Genomic DNA, 22,118 nt, shown 5'->3' with positions numbered 1-22,118 from the left:
CCCGGGCACTAGTGACAGTGTCCCCCATTCTCGTCCTTACTCATACCGCAGCGCGACCATGGGGTCCACTTTCGTGGCTCGCCACGCGGGGAGGTAGCAAGCCAGCAGGGTAACTCCCGCAAGCAGCAGCGTGACAGCCACGAGAGTTATCGGATCCTGGGGCCGGACGCCGTAAAGCAAACTTGCCAGGAATCGCGTCAGCGCCAGCGCCGCCGCCAGCGCCATCCCATCACGCACAACGAGCTTCAGCACGTTGCGGCGCGACGCACCCAGCACCATGCGCACGCCCAACTCATGCGTGCGCCGGCTCACCGCATAGGACATTACCCCGTAAATCCCCACCGCGGTCAGCGCCAGCGCGGTCGAGGCGAAGATGGTGAGCAGCAGCATGGTGAAGCGGCGTTCCGCGAGCGATCCCGAAATGATTTGCTCCATGGTCTGAACGCCGAGTCGCCCTTCATCTCGACCACGGTAATCCCGCACCCCCCATTCGCCTTCGGGTATTCCCGCGCAAGCTCGCGACCAATGGAGTCCATCTCCGCCTGGGCCGCGGCCACGGTCACTCCGGGCTTCAGCCGTCCCACCACACGCAGCCCAGGTCGGGATTGACGGTCGTTGAGCTCGACCGATGGGTACTGGAGGAGAGGAACATAGAGGTCGGCCTGCTCGCGCAACCGAAAGTCCGAAGGCAAGACGCCGATGACCGTGAAGCTCCTGGCATTCAGGGTCACACCCTTGCCAAGAATGTCCGGATCAGCGCCGAATCGCCGTTTCCAGAGGCCGTGACTCAGCATCACCGCGCCGCCGGCGCCCCGCTGGTCTTCGCGAGGCAGGAAATCGCGCCCCAGGAAGGGCTTAACACGGAGAACCTGAAAGAGACCAGCCGATACGTATTCACCCGAGAGATGCTCCGGCTGGCCTGAACCCGTGAGGTTGAAATCATCCCCGCGGAATGCCGCCATGTCCGTGAAGGAGTTATTTACACGGCGCCAGTCCTGAAAGTTCGGGTAGGCGACAGAGGAGCGTAAAAAATCCGGCACCTTCTCATAGATCATCATCAGCCGTTCAGGCTCCGGGTAAGGCAGCGGCTGTAAGAGCACGCCATTCACAACGCTGAAGATCGCGGTGTTGGCCCCAATACCGATGGCAAGCGTCAGCATCGCTACAATTTCGGGATCACTCGTAGCGCACCGCGACGATGGGATCGAGGCGGGAGGCACGGCGCGCCGGAATGTAACAGGCCAGGAGGGCAACTCCGGTGAGGATCAGCGAGATCAGGGTGAATGTCATCGGATCGGTCGGGCTCACACCAAACAGCAGGCTTGACATCCAGCGGGTCAGGGCCAATGCTCCCGCCAAGCCGACGGCTACGCCTGCTAAACTCATCCGAATCCCTCGTCCCACGACCAGTTTGAGCACATCGTGCGGACGCGCTCCCAGGGCCATGCGGATGCCGATCTCGTGGGTGCGTTGCGTGACGACTTCGGCCATGACCGCGTACACGCCGATCGCCGCCATGATCAGAGCCACTGCGGCGAAGATGCCGAGCAGGAGCATCTGGAACCGCCGGGCCGCGAGCGACGCGCCCAGGACCTCTTCCAGGGGTCTGACGTTGTACACCGGTTGATCCGGGTCCAATGCCAGAATCTCCTTCCGAACTGCTCCGACGAGACGTATGGGGTCGCTGGTCGCACGGATCACTGCAGTCATCGTGGGCCAGGGGTTCTGAGGGTATGGGACATATATCTCGGGTCCCGGTTCCGATTCCAGGCCGGCCGACCTGACATTTCCCACCACTCCCACGACCGTACGGGGCGTCTGGTCGGCCCCGATGGTCGAGCCGAGAATCAACCGCCGGCCAAGAGGGTTCTGCTCCGGCCAGAAGCGACGAGCCAGGATCTCGTTGATGACGACCACGGGCGGGATTTCCATAACGTCGCGTTCCGTGAACGGGCGTCCCTCGAGGAGCGGGATCTGCATAGCCCGGAAATAATCGGGGCTGACGCTGACATAATCAGCCAAGGGGGATGGTCCCGATAAGGGGAGGGAACGGCCTTCAATTGTGAAATCGGTGTTGAGACCGCGGCCGGCAAGCGGCAGATGGCTGACCAGACCCGCGGACGTCACGCCGGGCAGGGTGTCGACGCGCTGGAGTAGTTGCTGGAAGAAGACGACTTTCTGGTGACCTTCAGGATATTTCGACTCGGGCAACGAGATCGTCATCGTCAATACGTGAGCCGTGGTAAAGCCCGGTTCGATCGCCAGAAGTCCAACGAAACTTCTAACCAGCAGTCCTGCGCCTATCAGCACAATCAGCGCCAACGCCACCTCGCAGACGACAACGGCATTGCGGAGCAGCGCATGACGGGCGCTCCCAGTTGCCCGGCCTCTGCCTTCCCTTAGTGATTGGTTCAAGCCCGGCCTGCTTGCGTGCCACGCGGGAACCAACCCGAAACCGAGTCCGGTCACCAGCGAGAGCAGCAGCGTGAATCCAAGCACGTAGCGATCGATGCCGATCTGGGCCGTGCGAGGGAGACCGGCAGCACCGAGCGTCACGAGCAATTCCGTGCCCTGCTGCGCCAGGAGGAGTCCCAACGCGCCGCCCAGAAGGGCGATCAGGACGCTCTCCGTCAGCAACTGACGGATCAGGCGAGACCGGCTCGCGCCGAGCGCGCTGCGGACGGCGATCTCCTGTTCCCGCGATGTAGCGCGAGCCAGCAGGAGATTGGCCACGTTCGCGCACGCAATCAGCAGCACGAAAGCAACCGCCGCACCCAAAACGAGCAATGCCGGGCGGATGCGCGCCACCATCTCCTCGTGGAGCGGGAAGAGGGTGACATCCCAACCGGCATTCGAATCCGGATACTGCTGCTGGAGCCGCCGGGCGATGGTGTGCATCTCTGCCCGGGCCTGGACCAGCGTGACATCGGGCTTCAGACCTGCCAGTACGGTCAGGGCGCGAGACCCGCGCTGCGTCATGGCATAGGGTTCGAAAGCCAGGGGGACGCACACTTCGGCGTCGGGGAGCTTGAGTTCAGACGGAAGGATACCGACAACCGTATAGCTGCCCCCATTGAGTGTCAGAGACTTGCCTATGAGGCTGGGATCCGCGCCGAAGCGGCGCCGCCACAGGCCTTCACGGACCAGCGCGACAGGGCTGCCGCCGAACCGATCCTCCTCAAGATGAAAAGTCCTGCCGCGGATGGGTTTCACACCCAGTAACGTGAACAGGCCGGCGGATACGCGAGCACCGATGATGCGCTCCGGCTCGCCGCCGCCCGCGAGGACAAATCCCCAGTACCTGTACGCCGCGATGTGCTCGAGAGTCCGGCTCTGGGTGCTCCAGTCGACAAAGTTGGGAGGCGAGACCGCCGCCCGATCCATCCCCTGCTGAGGATTGGATTCCAAAAGTGTGACCAGCCGTTCAGGATTCTGATATGGCAACGGACGCAGCAGCACGGCATTGATGACGGTAAAAATCGCCGTGTTGGCGCCAATGCCGAGTGCCAGGGTGAGGACAGCGCCGGCGGTAAAACCGGGATTGCGGCCCATCTGGTTCAGGCCGTAGCGAAGGTCCCGTAGGAGATCCTCGAACAGCCGCGTTCCACGCTCATCGCGGCACATCTCTTTCATGTTCTCTACACCGCCGAAAGCGAGAAGCGCCTGGCGCTGCGCCTCGTGCTCTGGCATCCCCCGTGCCATGTTGCGCCTCATGGCTTCATCCAGGTGATTGCGCATCTCCTCTTCCCGGTCTCTGTCCATTGCGCCGCTGCGAAAGAATGCGAGAATTCGGGCTTTGAGTTCAAGCAGCCATGACATGGGAGCCTCCGGCGCTAGCCTGAATCATTCATGAAGCAGAGCCGCACGCCCGTGAAAAGCAATGAAATTGGTCGCAGATGAATGCAGGCAGGAGCTTTTGCACGCCGACCAAGACCGAACGGTCGGCGAAGATCAGCGTTTTTCCGCGTCCAAAACTGCATTTGGATCGCACGTCCATGAATGATCCGGGCTAGGCCTTTTCCATTACGCGATTGACCGCGGCCGAAAGGCGCGTCCAGTTTTTTGCTTCTGCTTGCAGCCGTTTCTGTCCTGCTTTGGTAAGGCTGTAGTAACGCGCCCGTCGGTTGTTTTCCGTCGTGCGCCACTCCGAGGTGATCCAGCCTTTGCGGCCAAGCCTTTCCATAGCGGGATAGAGAGAGCCCTGCTGAACCTGAAGCACATCGCCCGACATCTGTTCCACTCGCTGCGTGATGCCCCAGCCGTGCATCGGCTCCACCGACAGAATCCTCAGTATGAGCATGTCCAGAGTGCCCTGCAAAAGATCTTGTTGCCTGCCCATGGGTTGCTCCCCTAGAAATTCTGGAGGAAGGATCTGTCTTCTTCTCCAGAATGTCAAGAGAAAAGCAAACAGGGGAGCTTGAGTGCAGACGGAAGGATACCGACAACCGTATAGCTGCCCCCATTGAGTGTCAGAGACTTGCCTATGAGGCTGTGCGCCGGCATCAAGTCCTGAGATCAGGTAATGTGTGGGAGCCCTTCTTTCGTGATGTCGACCTCATAAACTTGATTTCCATACTTTACCTGATGATGAGGCTCCGTCCCGTGATGTATGACAGTCCGGCTGGATAACAACAAGGAAATCCTGAAGGTTTTGCTTTCCGCCGATGGAACGATCCTCAGTCAGTCTGTGAAGCCAAAAAACAGATGAGTCGACCCGCTGCTGCGCCCGACGATCTATGATAGGCTGGAGATAAAAAAGGGTGGCGCCGGAGCTACACTCCGAGGCGTTATGCGTGCAAGCTCATTTTGGGAAGCGCACCAGTTTCAGCTTTGGCCCAATGGGTGCTCCTGCCGAGTTCTGGTAATATCCTTCGAATCTGCCGTTCATAAGCGTCACCACTAACCACGGCATCTCGGCTTGAGATTGGCCGTCCGGAGCCATCATTTGAAGCCGCAATATCTTCCCATCGAACTGGACGGATTTCAGCGGCTTCTCCACGCCGGTACGCAATAGGACTGCCCCCCGATACCCCGCGCCTTCGGCATAAAAGACAAAGTCCACGCGGTGCTCAGGTATGGCGGTTTCATCGGCAGCGAACTCCACCAGATACCATTTCCCGATAATTGCTTCCGCGTCCGCGGCCGGCGGCTTAGTGCTGTCATTCTGGTTCATGTGCGCGACTCCAAAGTATCGAGCCTCACGCAAGAGTGGAAAACAGCCGTCCAGGCTCCGGTCTACAAATTCAAATTCGGCAGGCCCGATGCCGCCGGCAAGGTGATCATAGCGCCAGCGCTCGAAAGGATATACCCTGGTCTGGCCGCCGCCTTCCCAAAACTCGCGCTGAGAAGTGCCGCCCGAAGGATGCGCCTCTTTGCCGTCAGGTTCGCCATACAAGATGTATATGCGCCCCCGATCGGTTTTCCACCCGGGGATCCCGCAGGCGAAATGCTCGTTGGCATAGGCAAGGCGGCGATAATGTTCCAGTTTTGCCGGGTTGTTTGTTGCACGCGGATCCGGGTTGCGGCGAGCCCAGAACTGGGCGATAAACTGCTCGCGCTCCTCGTTGGTAGTGAGCGCCAGGAATGCGCTCTGTTCCTCTTTTGAAATGATGTAAACCACCTCTTCCTGCAACCACTTTCTGTAGGAGTCGGCGATCCTGTTCTCCTGTGTCGAGGGTGATTTCTCCTGAACCGCATCGGTTGGACGCAAATCACTCTCCGACAGCTTCCTGTTTATTTCCTCTTTATACTGCTGAACGATAGGGACATATTCGCTGTTTGGGAACAACGCAAGAAACTTGTTGATCTCGGCCAAGGCCCGATCCAATTCCCTCCGATTGCGATCAGACGTCTGAACCTGGTTCATTAAAATCCTGACTATTTCCATCTGAGCGTCGGCAACCTTTGGATTTGTCGGGAAGAAAATGATGAAATTCCTATAATAGTCCTCCGCCCTAAACAGATTCTCTTTTCCGCCCTCATTGCGGAACGAATTACCCATTGCGAAATAGGCCTCTGGCTCAAAGGCGCTGCCCGGATAATTTCGGACCAGCAGTTCGAAAGCCGCACGCGCTTCCTTGAACTGGTTTCGTTTCAACATATCCTTTCCAGTCTGGATTAGCGTGCTGTCAGCAGGAAGTGCACCTTTCCTTGGCGCTGCCTCCTGGCCGGCAGCGGCCAATAAATCCCTTGCTGCTTCTCCCGCCTCCGTTTGCATTTTTGATTGATTCGTCCGGCTGGTATATTCGCCGGCCGTAAGAGGTGGGAACTCACTTGTCGCCGGCTGGAGGGCCAACGCTGCCTGCGTCCGCGCCGGCGTGACTAGAGCCGGGACGACGATCGCGCCGGCACAGAGCACCGCAAGAATGGCGATTCGGGTTCCGGAGAGTGCCGGACTTCGGCCGGTGGCCAGGATCCGCCGGATGCGCACCGCGAGCGTGCTGCCGTCGATGGAAGAGCCCCAGACAGCTACCAATTTGCCGCCACGCTTTACCGAGCGGGCCAATTCCACGAGAAGCTCGGCATATCGGGCCGCGTCATGACCCTGCGCGAGCACGGCCTCGTCGCAAGCCTGTTCTGCCAGCACCGCGAGCTTGCGACGCAGCCACCATGCCAGTGGATGAAACCAGTAGATACACCGATTCAGCATGGCCAGCCATTCGACCAATGGATCGAGCCGGTGTACATGCGCCTGCTCATGGGCAAGAACGGCGTCGAGCTTCGCCGTATCCCAATGCTTTGATTGATCAGGCAGGAGAATCCGGGGACGAAACAGGCCCACGCTGAGAGGAGCTCTGCATCGAGCGCTGTGAAACAGCTTGCCGTCCATGGAGGCTTCGCGAGCAATCCGTACGGCCAGCGCCATACCCACGAGAAGCCTGGCCAGCAGGACACCAAGGCCCGCCAGGTACAGTAAAATTGCACTTCGATATAGATCCAATCGAGAGAAATAGCCGCGGACCAGCGGTTGACTGGGTGCAATGAGTTTAGCGGACTCAGCCGCCACAAACTCGACCGGGTTTGGAATAGCCTTCGATGCTGCTCGGAGGTCTGAGACTCCCTGCACCGCTGGTGCCGGCGGGAGAATCCGCACTGCAATTCCAGGTGTCCATAAAGAGAGCGCCGGAAGAAGCAGCATTGCCATAAGCACGCAGGTCCAGGCGCGGTGTAGGACCCTCGGGGACTTCACCCGCAACGACCGGAGAACAGCCATGACCGCAAGCGAGATAATCGTTGCCCTGACCGAACTCTCGCCGAGAATCCCAAGGATGGCGTCCATTTACTGGTCTCCTTTCCGGCGCTTTCGGGCGAGATGCGCCAGCCGATCCAGTTCTTCATTGGTCAGCACTTGCGCGTCGACCATGCCCGTGACGAGTTCTTCGACGGAGCCCTGGCAAAATCGATCGATAATCTGTCGCACTGCCCGCGCGGCCAGGCGGCGTGGCAGTTCCGCAGCATTGTAGATATACGCGCGTCCATCGGATTCATGCGACAGGTATCCCTTTTTTTCCAGCCTGCGGAGCATGGTGCGGACGCTCGATTCCTTAAGCTTACGCGGCGGAGAGAGAGCCTGGTAAACGGCCTCGACCGAGGATGGCCCGCGGCTCCAAATTACATGCATGATTTGGTTTTCAAGATCTGTCAGGGGAGGGCGAACTTTTGGTACATTTTCGCTACGTGTTGTCATGGTACATAATGTACCTGAAGATCCGGGTTCAAGCAAGAAAAAATAGTAATGCGTTTTTTCCAGAGAGGAGGAGGATGGCATGACTGGGGGTGGCAATCACCCGGGATCATTCCACGGGAAAGGTGAGGTAGGGGATCTTCACCAACCCGCGGAGAGCAAATCGGCGAAAAAAGAGTGAAGAGAAGCAACCTTGGCCGAATCGGGATATCACGAAAACCCGAATCGGGGTTGGACCAGAATGGCGCTTAATTAAGGAAATAGGGTGCGACCCTGGCGGGCTCAGCCATTCCGGAGAACTATTGGTCGCCACAAGTTCCGAAGCCGTTGGTTGCCACAAGTTCCGAAGCCGTTGGTTGCCACAAGTTCCGAAGCCGTTGGTTGCCACAAGTTCCGAAGCCGTTGGTGGCCGCAAGCTCCGAAGCCGTTGGTGGCCGCAAGCTCCGAAGCCGTTGGTGGCCGCAAGCTCCGAAGCCGTTGGTGGCCGCAAGCTCCGAAGCCGTTGGTGGCCGCAAGCTCCGAAGCCGTTGGTTGCCACAAGCCCCGAAGCCGTTGGTTGCCACAAGCCCCGAAGCCGTTGGTGGCCGCAAGCCCTGGAAGGGCGGCCGTAGTTTTCAGCCCAGGGCGCAAGCCCTGGGATAAGACGCAAATGATGGATGAGCCCTGTAAGGGCGATGCAGAAACTCCTGCAATGCCCCGATTACAAGGACCTTGCATCGCCCTTACAGGGCTCTCTTTGTTAACGGCACCCCATTCCCAGGGCTCACGCCCTGGGCTGCGGCTGCGGACGCCCCTTTCGGGGCTTAAGCCCTTGCTCCTGGTACGCTCAAGACGATTCCAATCACCCTTATTTAAGCGCCATTCGGGTCGGACCACGATTGATGCATGCGTGAACACAAAAAATGCGCCATTTTGGCACATCAGGAACGTGCTTAGCTGAAAAAACATGCCCGGAATTTTGATCTGAGCAATAGCCGGGCGCTGCTGTTTGCGGTTGCGTTCTTCCTGCGAGGCTTTACTTCGCTCATTTCCTTAGAAAAAAACTATGAACAAAAATGGCGCTGAGGCCAGTTTGGGGGGACTCACTGAGCTCAATCCCTCTTGAAGTGAGTCAATTGGCTTGATCCGACCCCACATCCCGCGTATCCCTATTTGATCGGTCCGCCCTTCTTGACCTGTGGCAGGCCGTCGGTCATCCACTGCGGCGCCGGCTTGTCCATCAGGTAATGGTCAAAGAACTGCTTCATTCTAATTGTAAAGTCCTTCTGGTTGTCGCGGTTTGTGAGGTTGTGCGCTTCGCCGGGATAGGAAAGAAGGATCACATGCTTCCCGTTGCGCCGGGCGGCGTTGAAAAACTGGAGTCCTTCGACGTAGTCCACGGCGCCGTCATCCGTTCCCTGGAGGATCATGAACGGCGTTTTGATCTTCGTTACGTTGAAGATCGGCGACTGCTCCTCGTAGAGCTTGGTCGAGTTCCACGGCGTGATGTCGGCGCCCATGCGCACCTGCCCGATTTCCGTGATGCCTTGCTGCACCGTGCCGGAGCTTTTGTACAGTTCGTCGTAGAAGCTGAGAAGATTGGTGGGCGGCGCGCCGGTGACGACGGCGGCGAACATGTCGGTCTGCGTGACGATGTACGACGACTGGTATCCGCTCCAGCTATGGCCGTGCAGCCCGATGTGCTTGGGGTCGGCGTAGCCAAGCTCGATCACCTTCTTCACCGCGCTCGTCATGCAGTCCACGGCCGACGTGCCGGGTTTGCCGATCTCGTACACCATGTCGGGCTGGAACACGAGATAACCGTTGCTCGCGTACGTCGAGAGTTGCGGGCTGTTGCTGTATCCCGGGGCCGAAAAGTTGTGATGCGTGTTCGACATGATCTCGTAGAACTCGACGAGCATCGGGTACTTCTTTCCGGGCTCGTAGCCTGCGGGGAGCATCAGAGTCCCCTGGAGTTTGTGTCCCTTCGATGTCGTGTAGTCGATCAGGACTTTCCCGGCCGACCATGCGTATTCCTTGAGGAACGGATTCGCGTCAGTCACTTTCTTTGGCGATGTGAACGACACGGTGCTCACCCGGTAATCGGGGTATTCGTTGTAGTCTTGCTCTGTGAAAAGGATGCGATCGGCGTCCCTTGCCTTCACGACGCCGCCGATGTTCTTGTCGGCCCAGATGAGAGGCTGCGGCGGCTGGCCGGCCGTCACTTGCCAGTACCCGGACTTCTTGGTGCGATCGCCGTACGCGGAGAGCGTGACAGGCTTTGAGAGGTCGATACCGCTATCTTCGTCGGCGGCCGCGCCGGCACCGCCACCGCGCCCACCGCGTCCACCACCACCGGGTGTGAAGCGCACAACGCGGAACTGGATCTGCTGGGCACTGCCGACGCCGTTCGTCAGGTTCACGGCTTTTCCACCGTCGAGCGGCGCCTGCCACACATCGAACTTGTCATAGAGCAGCACGGACTTTCCGTCTTTCGACCAGCCGCCGAGGCCCCAGATGGGCTTCTCGTAGGCGTGGTCGTCGTCCTCGTTCACATAACTCTTGCCGGGAACCGCCGCCGCGTCCATCAGCACGGAGTTGCCGGTTTCGAGGTTGAACGCGCGCACCTGCCTGCTTTTGAGATACAGAAACCATTTCGAGTCGGGTGACGTCCCGTATGTGCGCGAGAGCGCCTTCTCGATCAGCGTGCGCGCGCCGGTGTTGATGTCGACCTTGTAGAGGTCGGCGCGGCTTCCGCCCCACGCGACTTCGCCACGATACGCCGCATCGTTGCGGCCGACGCCGACGTTCGAGTTGGCGGCCATCGTGATGGAGCTCATGTCGTCGTCGCCGAGCTTGACGAACTTGCCTGTGCTCACGAACACGACCGCCGGCAGCGTCGCCTGGCGCAACTGCTGGATCTGTACGATCTGCACCGACTGCGGCGTTTGATCCTTCCAGTGCCAAATGTCTACGTTTGCCTTAATGGCATCCGCCTCGGGAATTTCCGGCTCCTGGTCCTTGATCCCGATGAATATGCGGGTGCCATCCTTGCTCCAGCGCGGTGCCGTGTATTCGCTGAGGACCATCGTTTTGGGGAAGGACGCATCCTTCGACGGATCGAAGACGAGCGGCTTGGCGTTGGCCGTGCCGAGCGCGCTCCAGGCGAGGAGCACGTTCTCCTTCTGTTTCATGTCCTTCACCTTGTCGCCGCGCAGGACGGCGAGATTCGTGCCTTCGCCGCTCCAGGCGAGCTGCGCGTAGTCCGCGGCGCCGGTGTTCAGCGCGCGCGTCTCACCGGTCTCAGGGTCGAGGAGGTAGATGCCGTTGCCGAGCCGGTCAGCGGCGTCGACGGTGTAGGCGAACAACTTGCCTGCGTGGTCGAAGTCGTACTGGTTGACGTTGCCGATGTTGCGGTCGAGCCCTGATGACAGCTCGTGCAAAATGAGATCGGCGCCGTTAAACTTCGCGTCCGCCTGCGCCTTGTTGAGGCGCACGGCGAGCCATTTTGAGCCCGCGGAGAATTTCCACGATGCCGCGTTCGCAATTGAGATCTTTTCACCGGTCGCGAGGTTGAGCAGTTCGAGATGTCCGGGTGTGGATGGGGCCTGCGCGGCTGGCGCGGCACCGCGGCCGCCCGGAGTGGGGGCGGGGCCGCCGCGGCCGCTGCGACCACCGCCACGACCGCCGGCGGGATTCACAAAATGCGTGGCCCAGCGTGAGTCGTCAGAGAACTGCGGCACGTTGCCGCCACCGGCGCCGCCGCGACCGCCGCCACCGCCACGCCCGGCGCCCCCAGGCGCCGCGCCGAGCGGGACCGTGTACGTCTTGTCGCCGTCGAGCGCCTTCACGTACAGCGTCGGGTCGCCTTCATTCGGCGTAAGCGTGTACGACATCCATCGGCCGTCATTCGTGATTGCGGTCGAAGTGATGCGATTCCAACGCCCGTAATCATCAAGGTTGAGCACTTTGCTTCCGTCAGCGGCTCCAGCCGCAGGCGCCGCCTGCTGGGTGCCGGCCGAAGCGCCGGCCCGTCCTTGCGCGCCGAGACCGCGGAAGGATGAGACGAGGAGCGCCGCGGCGAACAGGCATACAAGCAGGACGCGAGACGTGCGCATTGGAAATCTCCAGACATGAGGGGCCGCCATAATATTCTCCTGGGAAATCTCTGGAAACAGGCCACGCTGTTTCTAATCAGTTCACTGTATTTAGAGATTCTTCGAGCCTTAACCTGAATTATTCATGAAGCAGAACCGCACGCCCGTGAAAAGCAACAGAATTGGACGCGGATGAACGCCGACCAAGACCAAACGGTCGGCGCCGGTCAGCGTTTTTCCGCGTCCAAAACTGCATGGTGGCCGCACATTCATGAATAGTCCGGGTCAGAGGTTAAACCGCCTGCCTCTAAATCTCGAAGACTCTATGCCCAAAAAAGCGCTGGATGTCCACATAATAATGGAAACCTCCTGGCCCCTGTTTGAGTGCGAATCCAGCTCAGGCGTTATGGATTCAAAGCTGGGCAAAACTCATCCGGGCCGCCGGCGCGATTTCTTTACCGCTTTGCCCCATTCTTGCCAAAAGCCAGATTGTTCGTGAAAAAAGGGAGCACTTTGGTTTCCATGCGTTCGGCGACTCCGCTCGTGTGAGTGCCGTCGTAAGTCTCGAACGTGTGCCGGATCTCGTATTGGATCAGGATCTGATCCAGAGCTTTGGTTGTGGAGGCAATCGGCTCGTCACGTGTTCCGACATCCATCGCAATGGCATGCAGTTTCCTGAGGTTCGAAACGTACTGATCCACCATGGCCAGGGGTGCGTTGGCCCACCAACGCCCCGCGACCAGCGGCTGCAGCTTGCCATCCAGCACCGGAAGATCAATGTACAAAGGCGGTTTCTTAGGATTCGGCGACCAGGCGGCAGCGGAGGCAAGGGCCGCCTAGGTCCCGAAATCCGCCTTGGCCACCTCGGCCAGGCTGGTGACAGCTGCGGCGCGAGCCATCGTCGGACTTTCCGGCACGAGATTGGGGGAGAGACAGCAGGGGCTGAGCACATAAATGCTCGAAAAAACCTCCGGGTGTTTCATGGCGCCAGGCTGTTCTCCGCAGGCCGGTCTCCTTTTCGCGCGTTCTTTCTACTTGAACATGGTTTTCATAAATGAAAATATTACCTGCGAGCAACCGGGATCAGGCGCTGGACTGCTTCGAGGAACTCATCCTTATGTTCTACCGAATTTCTGCGTTCATCATCCTGGCCGCGGTCTCGGCTCCGAGCGGCGATTGGCCCCAGTTCCGTGGTCCTGGCCGGGACAATATCTCCACAGAAACCGGGCTCTACCGGACTTGGCCGGCCAAGGGCCCTAAGGTCCTCTGGAAGATTCCCGTCTGCGAAGGCTACGCGGGCGCTGCCATCAAGGACGGCAGGATCTACCTGAACGATTACAATGCCGAAAAAAAAGAGCATCTGTTCCGTTGTATTTCGCTCGTCGACGGGAAAGACATCTGGCAGTGGAGCTACGCGGTCGAAATCCGGCCCAGCCATGGGATTACCCGGACTGTGCCGGCGGTGGGCCAGAGACTGGTTTTTTCTCTGGATCCCAAGTGCCGCTTTCACGCCTTCGACATTAAGACCGGCAAGCTCGTCTGGCAGAAGAACCTGGTCCAAGAATATAAAGCTACCATCCCAGGATGGTATGCCGGCCAGAATCCGCTCCTCGATGGGGACAGAGTTCTGCTGGCGACCGGCGGCGACGCCCTGGTAGTTGCCTTTGACCAGGCAACAGGCAAGGAAGTCTGGCGGTCGCCGAACCCGGGAAAGGACTTGATGTCCCACTCCTCCCTGATGCCGGCAACCATTGGCGGTGTCAAACAGTACCTCTACCTGACCATGAACAAGGTTGTAGGTATTGCCGCGGCGGATGGGCAGATCCTGTGGAGCACCCCATTCACTGCAAAAATGGCCGCATGCCCGTCTCCCGTATCGATCGGCGACGGGAGAGTTTTCGTCACGAGCGGATACGAGGCAGGCAGCATGATGCTCCAGGTGCAGAAGGGGACCTCGGGCTTTACCGTCCAGAAACTCTATGAATTGACCAGTACCCAATTCAACTCCGAGGTGCACACGCCCATCCTGTACCAGAACTGCCTATTTGCGGTGGGCAGCAAGACGCGCGGGAGATTCACCTGCCTCGGCCTCGACGGCAAGATCATTTGGCAAAGCCCCGTCTCTTCAGGCGATCCCGCGGCGACCCGGACCTTCGATCTCGGGGCTTTTATGCTCGTTGACGGAATGTTCTTCATCCTCGACGGAAAAACGGGAATGCTCCGTCTCATCGAGGCCAGCACCAAGCAGTATAAGGAACTCGCCAGCGCCCAGATCCTGGAAGGAGAGGATGTGTGGGGCCCGATAGCTCTTTCCAACGGAAAGCTGGTGATCCGCGATATGAACAAAATGGTCTGTCTCGAGGTGGGCTCCCCGGGAAAGTAGCACTCGTATTTGGCAAAACGCTAAGACGCCAGGACTCCAAGAGGCACAAACAACTGGCCTTCCCGGCGTCTTGGAGTCCTGGCAAGTTGGCAGTTGAACCGGTGCTCGGGGATGGCTAGGATGGGATGCTCATGAATCCAGACGAACAGGATAGGACTCAAATAAGCTTGCTCGACCGCTTTCGGAAATCCTGGTTTCCTCCGACTGCGGTCGTGGGTGCCTTTGCCGCCTTCGTTGCCGCCGCATTCCGCGTCCGCCCGAACCCGACTCTGGCTCCGAAGGCAGCGAAACCTGCTGCCGCGCCCGGACCTTTGGTTCAGATCGGCAAATCCGTACCGCCGGCACCGCGATTCGGTCTGGAATACACCCAGGCCGCAGTCCTCGGCGCCGCCGCATCTGCGCACCCGTTTCGGCGCACGCTTTCCGGAGTTGCGGTTGGCCCCGGAGACAAGATTTGCGCCCTGGGCGATGAGGAGGTAAGGATCTTCGACCCGAACGGAAATCTGGTCCGGAACTGGAAGGTGGTGGAGAAGGCCGAGTGCCTCACCGCAGGACCCGACGAGCGTATCTATGTCGGTGCTGCCGGCCGCGTCGAAATCTATGATGCCGGCGGGGGCCGGGTGGGCGGCTTCGAGGCAGGCGAGAAGAACCAGCCGGCCGCCGTCACCGCCATCAAGGTCTTTCGCCAGGAAATCCTTGTTGCGGATGCTGCAGCCCGATTCATCCGTCGTTACGACCTGAGCGGCAAGCAGCTCGGCGTGATCGGCACCAAAAGCAAGGCGGGATCATTCATGCTGCCGAACCGGAGCCTGGATATCGCGGTGGACTCGAAGGGAGTTGTCCGCGCGACCGACACGGGGCGGCATCAGGTGACCGCATGGGCCCTGGATGGCTCACCCTTAGGTTCGTTTGGGAAGTTCGGCATGAGCGACCCGCAGGACTTCGTGGGATGCTGCAATCCTGTGAATCTTGCCCTCACACCGGACGGCAAAATCGTCACGGGTGAGAAGATGGTCGCTCGCGTCAAGGTGTACACGCCCGACGGGAAGCTTCTTGCAGTCATCGGACCTGAGCACTTCGATCCCAACTGCATCCATATTCACTTGGCCGTGGATTCGAGGGGACGCATCCTGACCGCCGATCCCGTGCGCCGCGAGATAAAGATCTTCTCGCCAGTAACGAAGGCCGGAGTAATCAAGCCGAGGAGCTTGAACGCACATGAGTGAAAGAAGCACACGCCGCGAGTTTATCGATCGTTCCTGCCGCATCATCGGCTTTGCCGCCATCGGCGGCGCAGCCGGCTTGCTCACACGGAGGGCCACGGGTAATGTCGTGTACCAGGTCGATCCTTCCAAGTGCACTGCCTGCGATTTGTGCCGCACCTCCTGTGTGTTGAGCCTGTCGGCGGTTAAGGCGGTGAACGATTTCGACAAGTGCGGCTACTGCATGCTCTGCCCCGCTTATTACGATGTGACCAGCCGGCCTGATGAGAAAGGTGTCCCTGCAGGAAAGGTCTGCCCTCAGGATGCCCTGAAGCGGCGTGTGGTCGGTAAGGTTGATCCTGACGATCCCAACAACAATTATTACGAATACACGATCGATGAAACCCGGTGCGACGGCTGCGGGAAGTGTGTGAAGGCCTGCAAGCCGCCCGCGGGAAACGGCTCGCTGCGCCTTGAAATCCGCTACGCCCGCTGCGTGGAATGCAATGAATGCGCCATAATGATCGCCTGCCCGGATCGTGCGATTGCACGGGTGCCGACGCCGGGCATGCCTCCGCCCGTGAGCCCCGATAAAGTGAAGCATGCCTAGGTTGAGATTCCCCCCCATCCCGGCGTTTTCGAATGCGCGGGCCGACTCGCGCTTCCTCCTGGCAAGCCTGGTGTCCCGCAAAGTGGCAGCAAGACGCCGCACTCCAGGGCGCATCTGGCTGCTGGTTGTGGTCGCGGTCCTGGCCTCAGGTGTGCTCTTCGCCCAGTATCAGAAAGCGCCACCCGATTTCGGTGGCACCTACAGCTTCCCGACACCGACGCATCCGGAGCCGCGTTCGGAACTGGTTCGCGTTCTCGACATTGCAGTGCTCGTCATCGGTCTGGGGCTCGCGGCATGGCTTGTTTTAAAGCGCCGAAGCCGGAACGGGCTGCTGATTCTCAGCATCGTCGCCGTGGCTTATTTCGGCTTCTATCGGAAAGGTTGCATCTGTCCGATCGGCGCCATTCAAAACGTCACACTGTCGCTGGTCGACTCGCGCTACATGATCTCCCTGGGGGTGATCGCGTTCTTCTTCCTGCCGCTGGCAGCGGCGCTCCTGTTCGGACGCGTTTTCTGCGGCGGTGTTTGTCCGTTAGGGGCAGTCCAGGAGCTTGTCCTCTTGCGCCCGCTGAAGGTGCCGGAAAAGCTCGACAAGGCCTTGCGCTGGCTGCCTTACGTCTATCTCGGCCTGGCCGTCCTGTTTGCAGGCTGGGGTTTGCACCTCAAGCTTGGAGCCTGGCAGATCCAGGTCGGACGACGTTTCCTTATCTGCGAATGGGATCCGTTCATCAGCATCTTCCGGATCTCCGGCGCATTTCACATGCTGGTCATCGGAGCCGGCTTCATCATGGCAGGGATGTTTTTCGGGCGCCCCTACTGCCGCTGGCTGTGCCCGTATGGAGGGCTGCTTTCAATCCTCTCCCGGGTCTCTTGGAAGAACGTGCGCATCACGCCCGACAAGGAACTGGAATGCGGTTTGTGCGCCGAGGCCTGCCCCTACGGTGCCATTCGCAACAACCGGGCCGACCGGGCCTCTTGTCTGGCTTGCGCGCGCTGCTACGAATCCTGCCCACGCGAGCACGAGCTGGTCCAGGTGAAAATGCCATGAGAGAAAAAGGGGCGCCGGAAAATGTCGATGAACGCCGGCCTGATTCAGCGGCCGGCGCCGGTCGGCGTTTTTCCGCGTCCTATTGGAAATCGATCGCGCCTTCCTGGATAGGGATTGTTGCCGCAGCCATCGCCTTATTCGCCTCCGTCTGGCTGCTCTCCGTGTACGTTCATGCCTGGCGGGTTACACCTGTCGACAAGGCCACGGTGGATGCGCTGAAAGAGAAAGCCCGAACCGATGCAGAGATTCAGAAGATCCTCCAACCGGAGCTGGACCGCCAGCATGAATCCCTGGTCAGAAGGCGCGACGCCTACAATCGCGGAGGCATCCTCCTGCTCGTATCCATGGGGATCTTTCTGGCCTGGTTCAAGTGGTTCCGGCCCGGGCGCGAGGATCGCGCAGGAGCACTCCCGGGAGTCTTGAAACATCTTGATGGAAGCTCCCATGGTTTAGCAAAGGCCGTCGTCTTCACGCGATCCCGAGATGCCGGCGAGAAACGGGAAGCAGACTCCATAGTCCCGCCAGTGGTGCCCGCAGTGGAGCGCGCAGAGGCCGCGGCCATCGACCTGGGTCCCGTGGAGGAGATTCTCAGAACTGAGGGTCGAGGACGCCAGGCCGTCATTCCTATCCTCCAGGCCATCCAAACTCGGTACCGGTACCTCCCCGACGCCGCTCTGCAGAGGATCTGCGCGGCGAGCGAGATCACACCGGCTCTGATTGCGGGCGTAGCCTCATTCTACGGACAGTTCCGGCAGAGTCCGGTGGGAGAGCATGTCATCCGGATTTGCGAAGGCACGGCTTGTCACGTGTCGGGCGCGGTCGAGGTGCGTAACGAGCTCCGGCGCTGTCTGGGAATGTCCCCCGATTCCGATACCGATCCCTCCAGGCGTTTCACGATCGAGCGTGTCGTGTGCATTGGATCCTGCAGCCTCGCGCCGATAATTACGATCGATGAAAAAATCTACGGACAGTTGAGTGCCCTCTCCGCGAACAAGTTGCTCCGGGATTTTATCGAGTCGGAGAGGGGGGCAAAGAAAAACGGCAATGGAGAGCGGAGGCCGCCGGAGTCTCGTCCCGGCGCGAGGCCGCAAGGCAATGCAGATGATCCCGTCGAGATCCGGATCGGCCTCGGTTCCTGCGGCATTGCCAGCGGCGCAGAGAAAGTGCGGGCGGCAATCGAAGGCGTGGTCGCGTCATTCGGCGGCGGTGGAGCGGTCAAGCGGGTCGGCTGCAGCGGTCTCTGCCATCACGAGCCGCTGATAGAAGTGATCGAAAACGGCCGCCGCGCGCTTTACGGGAACGTCAGTCCCGGGGACGTGCGCAAGATTGTTCGAAAGCACATCAAACCGCGCGGTCTGGTCCGCAGAGTCCGCGAGGAGATCCAGGACGTGCGCGCGCGACTCTTCGACGATGTTGCCTGGGCTCCCATTGAAGAGCATGAAATCGACGCGAAGCCTTACGTCGGGAAACAGGTGCGCATTGTTCTCGAGAATTGCGGCCAGATTGATCCTCTGTCCCTGGATGAGTATCGCAAGCGGGAAGGCATGCGCGCGCTCCAGGAATGCCTGAAAAACCTCACGCCGGAGGGGGTAATCGAGAGCGTGCGCGCCGCCGGCCTGAGGGGTCGCGGAGGGGCGGGATTCCCCACGGCCGCCAAATGGGACATAGCCCGGTGTGCCCCGGGTCCCATAAAGTACGTCATCTGCAACGGCGATGAAGGAGATCCGGGTGCGTTCATGGACCGGGCCGTCCTGGAGGCCGATCCTTTCCGGGTGATCGAGGGGATGGTCATCGCCGCCTACGCCATCGGGGCCGGCGAGGGCTTTCTCTATGTCCGTCGCGAATACCCTATCGCCGTGCGTCATGTCCGCGCCGCGATCGCGCAGGCGGAGCAACAGGGATTCCTGGGTGAGCGCATTATCGGCAGCGCGTTCGACTTCAAACTGCAGGTGCGCGAGGGTGCCGGAGCCTTCGTTTGCGGAGAGGAAACAGCGCTCATTCAGTCGATCGAGGGGGAGCGCGGAATGCCGCGCCCGCGGCCTCCCTATCCGGCGCAGTCGGGACTCTGGGGGAAACCGACGCTCATCAACAATGTCGAGACACTGGCATGCCTGCCCTGGATCATCCGCAGAGGTCCCAAAGCCTTTGCCGCTTTGGGAACGGAAAAATCAAAAGGCACCAAAGTATTCTCACTCGTCGGGAAGGTCAAGCGGGGCGGCCTTATCGAAGTTCCCATGGGAATCACGATCCGCGAGATCGTCGAGGACATCGGCGGAGGCATCAAGGGCGGCAGACAATTCAAGGCGGTCCTGGCCGGCGGCCCCTCGGGAGGGTGCATTCCTGCCCGCCTGGCCGACACCCGTATCGATTACGAGGAACTGGCATCCACGGGCGCCATCATGGGTTCAGGAGGGCTGGTCGTGCTGGATGACCGCGACTGCGCGGTCGACATCGCGCGCTATTTCCTGCACTTCACGCAGAATGAGTCCTGCGGGAAGTGCACGTTCTGTCGCGTCGGCACCAAACGTATGCTGGAAATCCTGGAGCGCATCTGCGGGGGAAAGGGGAAGGAAGGAGACCTGCAGACTCTCGATGATCTCAGTATCCGCATCAAGAAGGGAAGTTTGTGCGGGCTGGGCCAAACGGCGCCGAATCCCGTGGTAACTACGCTCCGTTACTTCCGCGATGAGTACGAAGCGCATGTCCGCGAGCGGCGCTGCCCGGCAGCGGCCTGCAAGGCTCTGATTCATTACCGTGTTCTCGACTCCTGCACAGGCTGCACGCTGTGTGCCCAAGCTTGTCCCGCGGGAGCGATTCAGGCCCAGCCGTATGAGCAGCACAAGGTTGCTGACGACGTCTGCACCCGCTGCGGCATGTGCGTGACCGCTTGCCCCGAAAACGCCATTGAGGTCGCATGAAGAAGCAGATGGTGGATTTGACGATTGACGGAAGGGAAATCTCGGTCGAGGAGGGATCGACGATCCTTGACGCCGCGAGCCGGCTCGGGATCCGGATTCCCACCTTGTGCCACGTCGAAAACTTCCCGCCGGCCGCGTCCTGCTTCCTCTGTGCAGTGCAAGTCGAAGGGCGAGAGAGCCTCTCCCCCTCTTGCGCCATGCCGGTCGCCGACGGCATGGTGGTCTACACCGATTCGGACGAAGTCCGCGCTTCACGGAAGATGGCGCTGGAGCTCCTCCTTTCGGATCATGTGGGGGACTGCATCGGGCCTTGCAGGACGGGCTGCCCGGCGCGGTTCGACATTCCGGGTTTCCTCGCCGAGGTATCCACCGGCGCTATCCGGCGGTCAGCGGAGATTGCCTCCGATTTCCTGACGCTGCCGGCCGCGTTGGGACGCATCTGTCCGCGTCTATGCGAGCAGCACTGTCACCGCTGTGAAAGGGGGGAATCCCTGTCAGTCGGCAGTCTTCACCGCTATGCGGCGGATCGCGACCTGGTCTCCCAAGCACGCTATATTCCGCGCAAGGATAAGCCCAGCGGCAAGAGAGTGGCCATTGTCGGCGCCGGGCCTGCGGGGCTCACCGCAGCGTATCACCTGCTGCGGCGTGGTCACGCCGCGATCCTTTTCGACGCTCACCCTGCGCCGGGGGGCATGCTGCGCTATGGCATTCCCGCTTTCCGTCTCCCGCGTCGCGTGCTGGACCAGGAGATCGAGATCATTCGAATTCTCGGTGGTGAATTCCGGATGCAGCAGCGTCTCGGCTCGGATCTTACCCTCGAGGACCTGCGCCGTGATTTTGACGCCGTCTTCCTGGCCATCGGAGCCCAACGTTCGCGCGGCCTGGATTGCCCCGGTGAGGAAATGGCGCAGCCGGCGATCGATTTCCTGGCAAAGGTGGAGGAGGGTCATCCCCCTTCAATCGGCGGCAACGTCCTGATCCTGGGCGGCGGCAACACCGCCATGGACGCTTCCCGAACGGCGGTCCGGCTCGGTGCAGAGGTAGTGACGGTTTTTTATCGCCGCACGCGGCGTGAGATGCCCTGCCTTATGGCCGAAGTAGAGGCGGCCGAAGCCGAAGGCGTCAGGCTCGAGACACTGGTGGCTCCGATTCGCCTCGAAAGCAAAGGCCATGCAGAGCTCCAGCTTACCTGCATACGCATGGAGCTGGGAGCGCCGGATGACAGCGGCAGGGCGCGTCCGGTACCGATTCCGGGGTCGGAGTTTGTCGTTGAGGGCACTTGCGTGATAGCCGCTGTCGGACAGACCGTCGAGGCCGGTTCTTTGGGCGCGAACGGACTTCGTCTCTCGCGGTGGCGTGGGATCGCCATCAATCCCGCGACACTCGGCACAAACCTTGATGGCGTATTCGCGGGCGGAGATGCCGTCACGGGAGCGGACCTTGCCGTTCGCGCCGTCGCTGCCGGGAAACTCGCTGCCGTTTCCATCGATCAATACCTGGGCGGCAGGCCCGTCAAGGGCGACCCTGAGATGGTCAGCATGCTGATGGGCAAGCTGGATGAAGAGGAGCTGGCTGAGTTCTTTCGCGAAATCGAGGAGACGCCGCGTGCGGCCATGCCCGAGCTTCCGGCGGAAAAACGCGTAGCAAACTTCGAGGAAGTGGAATTAGGATTCTCAGCCGAAACCGCCATGCGGGAAGCCGGCCGCTGCATGAGCTGCGCGTGCTGGAAGGCGACCACATGCCGGCTCCGCCAGTACGCCACCGAGTACGGTGCGGATCCGCTGCGCTTCGCGGGTGCACGCAGGAAATTCCACCGCGACCTGTCGCACCCGGAGATCATCTACGAGCCCGGCAAGTGCATCCTGTGCGGCGCATGCGTGAAAGCTGCGGCCGAAGCCGGGAATGGACTGGGGCTCGCGATTGTAGGACGAGGCTTCGAAGCGACCGTTGCGGTCCCGCTCAAGGGAACCATGATCGAAGCCCTGCCCACCGCCGCCAGACGAGCCGCCGAAGTCTGCCCCACCGGCGCGTTTGCTCTGAAAGACTCCAGCAACGACGGCTGTAGCTGCAATCAAAAGCTTTAAACTGCAGATGCACGCAGCGCAGTCCCCCGGCCGCAAACCAAGGAACCACGAAATGCGCAAAACACAGGAAATTGATTTCGTGTGGTTCGAGTGTTTCGTGGTTGAGCAAACAT

At 60.3% G+C, this 22,118-nt stretch carries 15 protein-coding genes; 6 read left to right on the top strand and 9 right to left on the bottom strand.

What is annotated here, in order from left to right; genetic code table 11:
• Positions 1 to 36: 36 nt before the first annotated feature.
• From LAP85_07915 to LAP85_07875, 9 genes are all read right to left on the bottom strand, one after another.
• Complete coding sequence (locus LAP85_07915; protein MBZ5496313.1) at positions 37 to 390, bottom strand: hypothetical protein; 354 nt, start codon at positions 388 to 390, stop codon at positions 37 to 39.
• On the bottom strand, positions 348 to 1,160 hold the full coding sequence (locus tag LAP85_07910) for an ABC transporter permease (GenBank protein ID MBZ5496312.1): 813 nt from the start codon (positions 1,158 to 1,160) through the stop codon (positions 348 to 350). Before LAP85_07910 ends, LAP85_07915 begins: the two co-directional genes overlap by 43 nt.
• Before the next feature lie 16 nt (positions 1,161 to 1,176).
• Positions 1,177 to 3,819, bottom strand: a complete 2,643-nt coding sequence (locus tag LAP85_07905; protein MBZ5496311.1) for an ABC transporter permease — start codon at positions 3,817 to 3,819, stop codon at positions 1,177 to 1,179.
• A gap of 190 nt (positions 3,820 to 4,009) precedes the next feature.
• Positions 4,010 to 4,339 (bottom strand): PadR family transcriptional regulator, encoded by a 330-nt coding sequence (locus tag LAP85_07900; GenBank protein MBZ5496310.1) that lies wholly within the window; start codon positions 4,337 to 4,339, stop codon positions 4,010 to 4,012.
• Positions 4,340 to 4,801: 462 nt separating this feature from the next.
• Positions 4,802 to 7,279 carry a GWxTD domain-containing protein gene (locus tag LAP85_07895; protein MBZ5496309.1) on the bottom strand — a complete coding sequence of 826 codons (2,478 nt, stop codon included), beginning with the start codon at positions 7,277 to 7,279 and terminating at the stop codon, positions 4,802 to 4,804.
• Positions 7,280 to 7,687: a BlaI/MecI/CopY family transcriptional regulator gene (locus tag LAP85_07890; GenBank protein MBZ5496308.1), complete on the bottom strand. Its 408-nt coding sequence runs from the start codon at positions 7,685 to 7,687 to the stop codon at positions 7,280 to 7,282. It lies immediately after the preceding gene.
• Between the two features lie 1,145 nt (positions 7,688 to 8,832).
• Entirely contained in the window at positions 8,833 to 11,781 is a 2,949-nt protein-coding gene (locus tag LAP85_07885; GenBank protein ID MBZ5496307.1) for a prolyl oligopeptidase family serine peptidase, read from the bottom strand.
• A 434-nt stretch (positions 11,782 to 12,215) separates the two neighbouring features.
• The gene (locus tag LAP85_07880; GenBank protein ID MBZ5496306.1) at positions 12,216 to 12,545 is read right to left on the bottom strand and encodes a hypothetical protein; all 330 of its coding nucleotides are present in this window, start codon (positions 12,543 to 12,545) and stop codon (positions 12,216 to 12,218) included.
• A gap of 51 nt (positions 12,546 to 12,596) precedes the next feature.
• Complete coding sequence (locus LAP85_07875) at positions 12,597 to 12,743, bottom strand: hypothetical protein (protein MBZ5496305.1); 147 nt, start codon at positions 12,741 to 12,743, stop codon at positions 12,597 to 12,599.
• Positions 12,744 to 12,814: 71 nt separating this feature from the next.
• Between LAP85_07875 and LAP85_07870 the strand changes: the two genes are divergently transcribed.
• The 6 genes from LAP85_07870 to LAP85_07845 all read left to right on the top strand — a co-directional run bounded on the left by LAP85_07870 (position 12,815) and on the right by LAP85_07845 (position 22,005).
• Positions 12,815 to 14,143, top strand: coding sequence for a PQQ-like beta-propeller repeat protein (locus tag LAP85_07870; GenBank protein ID MBZ5496304.1), 1,329 nt, complete (start codon positions 12,815 to 12,817; stop codon positions 14,141 to 14,143).
• Positions 14,144 to 14,274: 131 nt separating this feature from the next.
• Complete coding sequence (locus tag LAP85_07865) at positions 14,275 to 15,369, top strand: NHL repeat-containing protein (GenBank protein ID MBZ5496303.1); 1,095 nt, start codon at positions 14,275 to 14,277, stop codon at positions 15,367 to 15,369.
• Positions 15,362 to 15,955 carry a 4Fe-4S binding protein gene (locus LAP85_07860; GenBank protein MBZ5496302.1) on the top strand — a complete coding sequence of 198 codons (594 nt, stop codon included), beginning with the start codon at positions 15,362 to 15,364 and terminating at the stop codon, positions 15,953 to 15,955. Before LAP85_07865 ends, LAP85_07860 begins: the two co-directional genes overlap by 8 nt.
• A complete protein-coding gene (locus LAP85_07855; protein MBZ5496301.1) occupies positions 15,948 to 17,003 on the top strand; it encodes a 4Fe-4S binding protein in 1,056 nt (351 codons plus the stop codon). Before LAP85_07860 ends, LAP85_07855 begins: the two co-directional genes overlap by 8 nt.
• Positions 17,000 to 19,921, top strand: coding sequence for an NAD(P)H-dependent oxidoreductase subunit E (locus LAP85_07850; protein MBZ5496300.1), 2,922 nt, complete (start codon positions 17,000 to 17,002; stop codon positions 19,919 to 19,921). The genes LAP85_07855 and LAP85_07850 overlap by 4 nt, the downstream gene beginning before the upstream one ends.
• A complete protein-coding gene (locus tag LAP85_07845) occupies positions 19,918 to 22,005 on the top strand; it encodes an FAD-dependent oxidoreductase (protein MBZ5496299.1) in 2,088 nt (695 codons plus the stop codon). The genes LAP85_07850 and LAP85_07845 overlap by 4 nt, the downstream gene beginning before the upstream one ends.
• Positions 22,006 to 22,118: the final 113 nt, after the last annotated feature.

This window comes from Terriglobia bacterium (assembly GCA_020072565.1).
Lineage (GTDB): Bacteria > Acidobacteriota > UBA6911 > UBA6911 > UBA6911 > JAFNAG01.
The sequence above is the reverse complement of the archived record's forward strand: the minus strand, read 5'-3'. Positions and strand labels throughout refer to the sequence as shown.

Excerpts from the sequence above, each read along its gene's own strand:
- LAP85_07915 (MBZ5496313.1), bottom strand. The coding sequence starts at position 390 with ATGCTGCTGCTCACCATCTTCGCCTCGACCGCGCTGGCGCTGACCGCG.
- LAP85_07910 (MBZ5496312.1), bottom strand. The coding sequence starts at position 1,160 with ATGCTGACGCTTGCCATCGGTATTGGGGCCAACACCGCGATCTTCAGC.
- LAP85_07905 (MBZ5496311.1), bottom strand. The coding sequence starts at position 3,819 with ATGTCATGGCTGCTTGAACTCAAAGCCCGAATTCTCGCATTCTTTCGC.
- LAP85_07900 (MBZ5496310.1), bottom strand. The coding sequence starts at position 4,339 with ATGGGCAGGCAACAAGATCTTTTGCAGGGCACTCTGGACATGCTCATA.
- LAP85_07895 (MBZ5496309.1), bottom strand. The coding sequence starts at position 7,279 with ATGGACGCCATCCTTGGGATTCTCGGCGAGAGTTCGGTCAGGGCAACG.
- LAP85_07890 (MBZ5496308.1), bottom strand. The coding sequence starts at position 7,687 with ATGACAACACGTAGCGAAAATGTACCAAAAGTTCGCCCTCCCCTGACA.
- LAP85_07885 (MBZ5496307.1), bottom strand. The coding sequence starts at position 11,781 with ATGCGCACGTCTCGCGTCCTGCTTGTATGCCTGTTCGCCGCGGCGCTC.
- LAP85_07875 (MBZ5496305.1), bottom strand. The coding sequence starts at position 12,743 with ATGAAACACCCGGAGGTTTTTTCGAGCATTTATGTGCTCAGCCCCTGC.
- LAP85_07870 (MBZ5496304.1), top strand. The coding sequence starts at position 12,815 with ATGAAAATATTACCTGCGAGCAACCGGGATCAGGCGCTGGACTGCTTC.
- LAP85_07865 (MBZ5496303.1), top strand. The coding sequence starts at position 14,275 with ATGAATCCAGACGAACAGGATAGGACTCAAATAAGCTTGCTCGACCGC.
- LAP85_07860 (MBZ5496302.1), top strand. The coding sequence starts at position 15,362 with ATGAGTGAAAGAAGCACACGCCGCGAGTTTATCGATCGTTCCTGCCGC.
- LAP85_07855 (MBZ5496301.1), top strand. The coding sequence starts at position 15,948 with ATGCCTAGGTTGAGATTCCCCCCCATCCCGGCGTTTTCGAATGCGCGG.
- LAP85_07850 (MBZ5496300.1), top strand. The coding sequence starts at position 17,000 with ATGAGAGAAAAAGGGGCGCCGGAAAATGTCGATGAACGCCGGCCTGAT.
- LAP85_07845 (MBZ5496299.1), top strand. The coding sequence starts at position 19,918 with ATGAAGAAGCAGATGGTGGATTTGACGATTGACGGAAGGGAAATCTCG.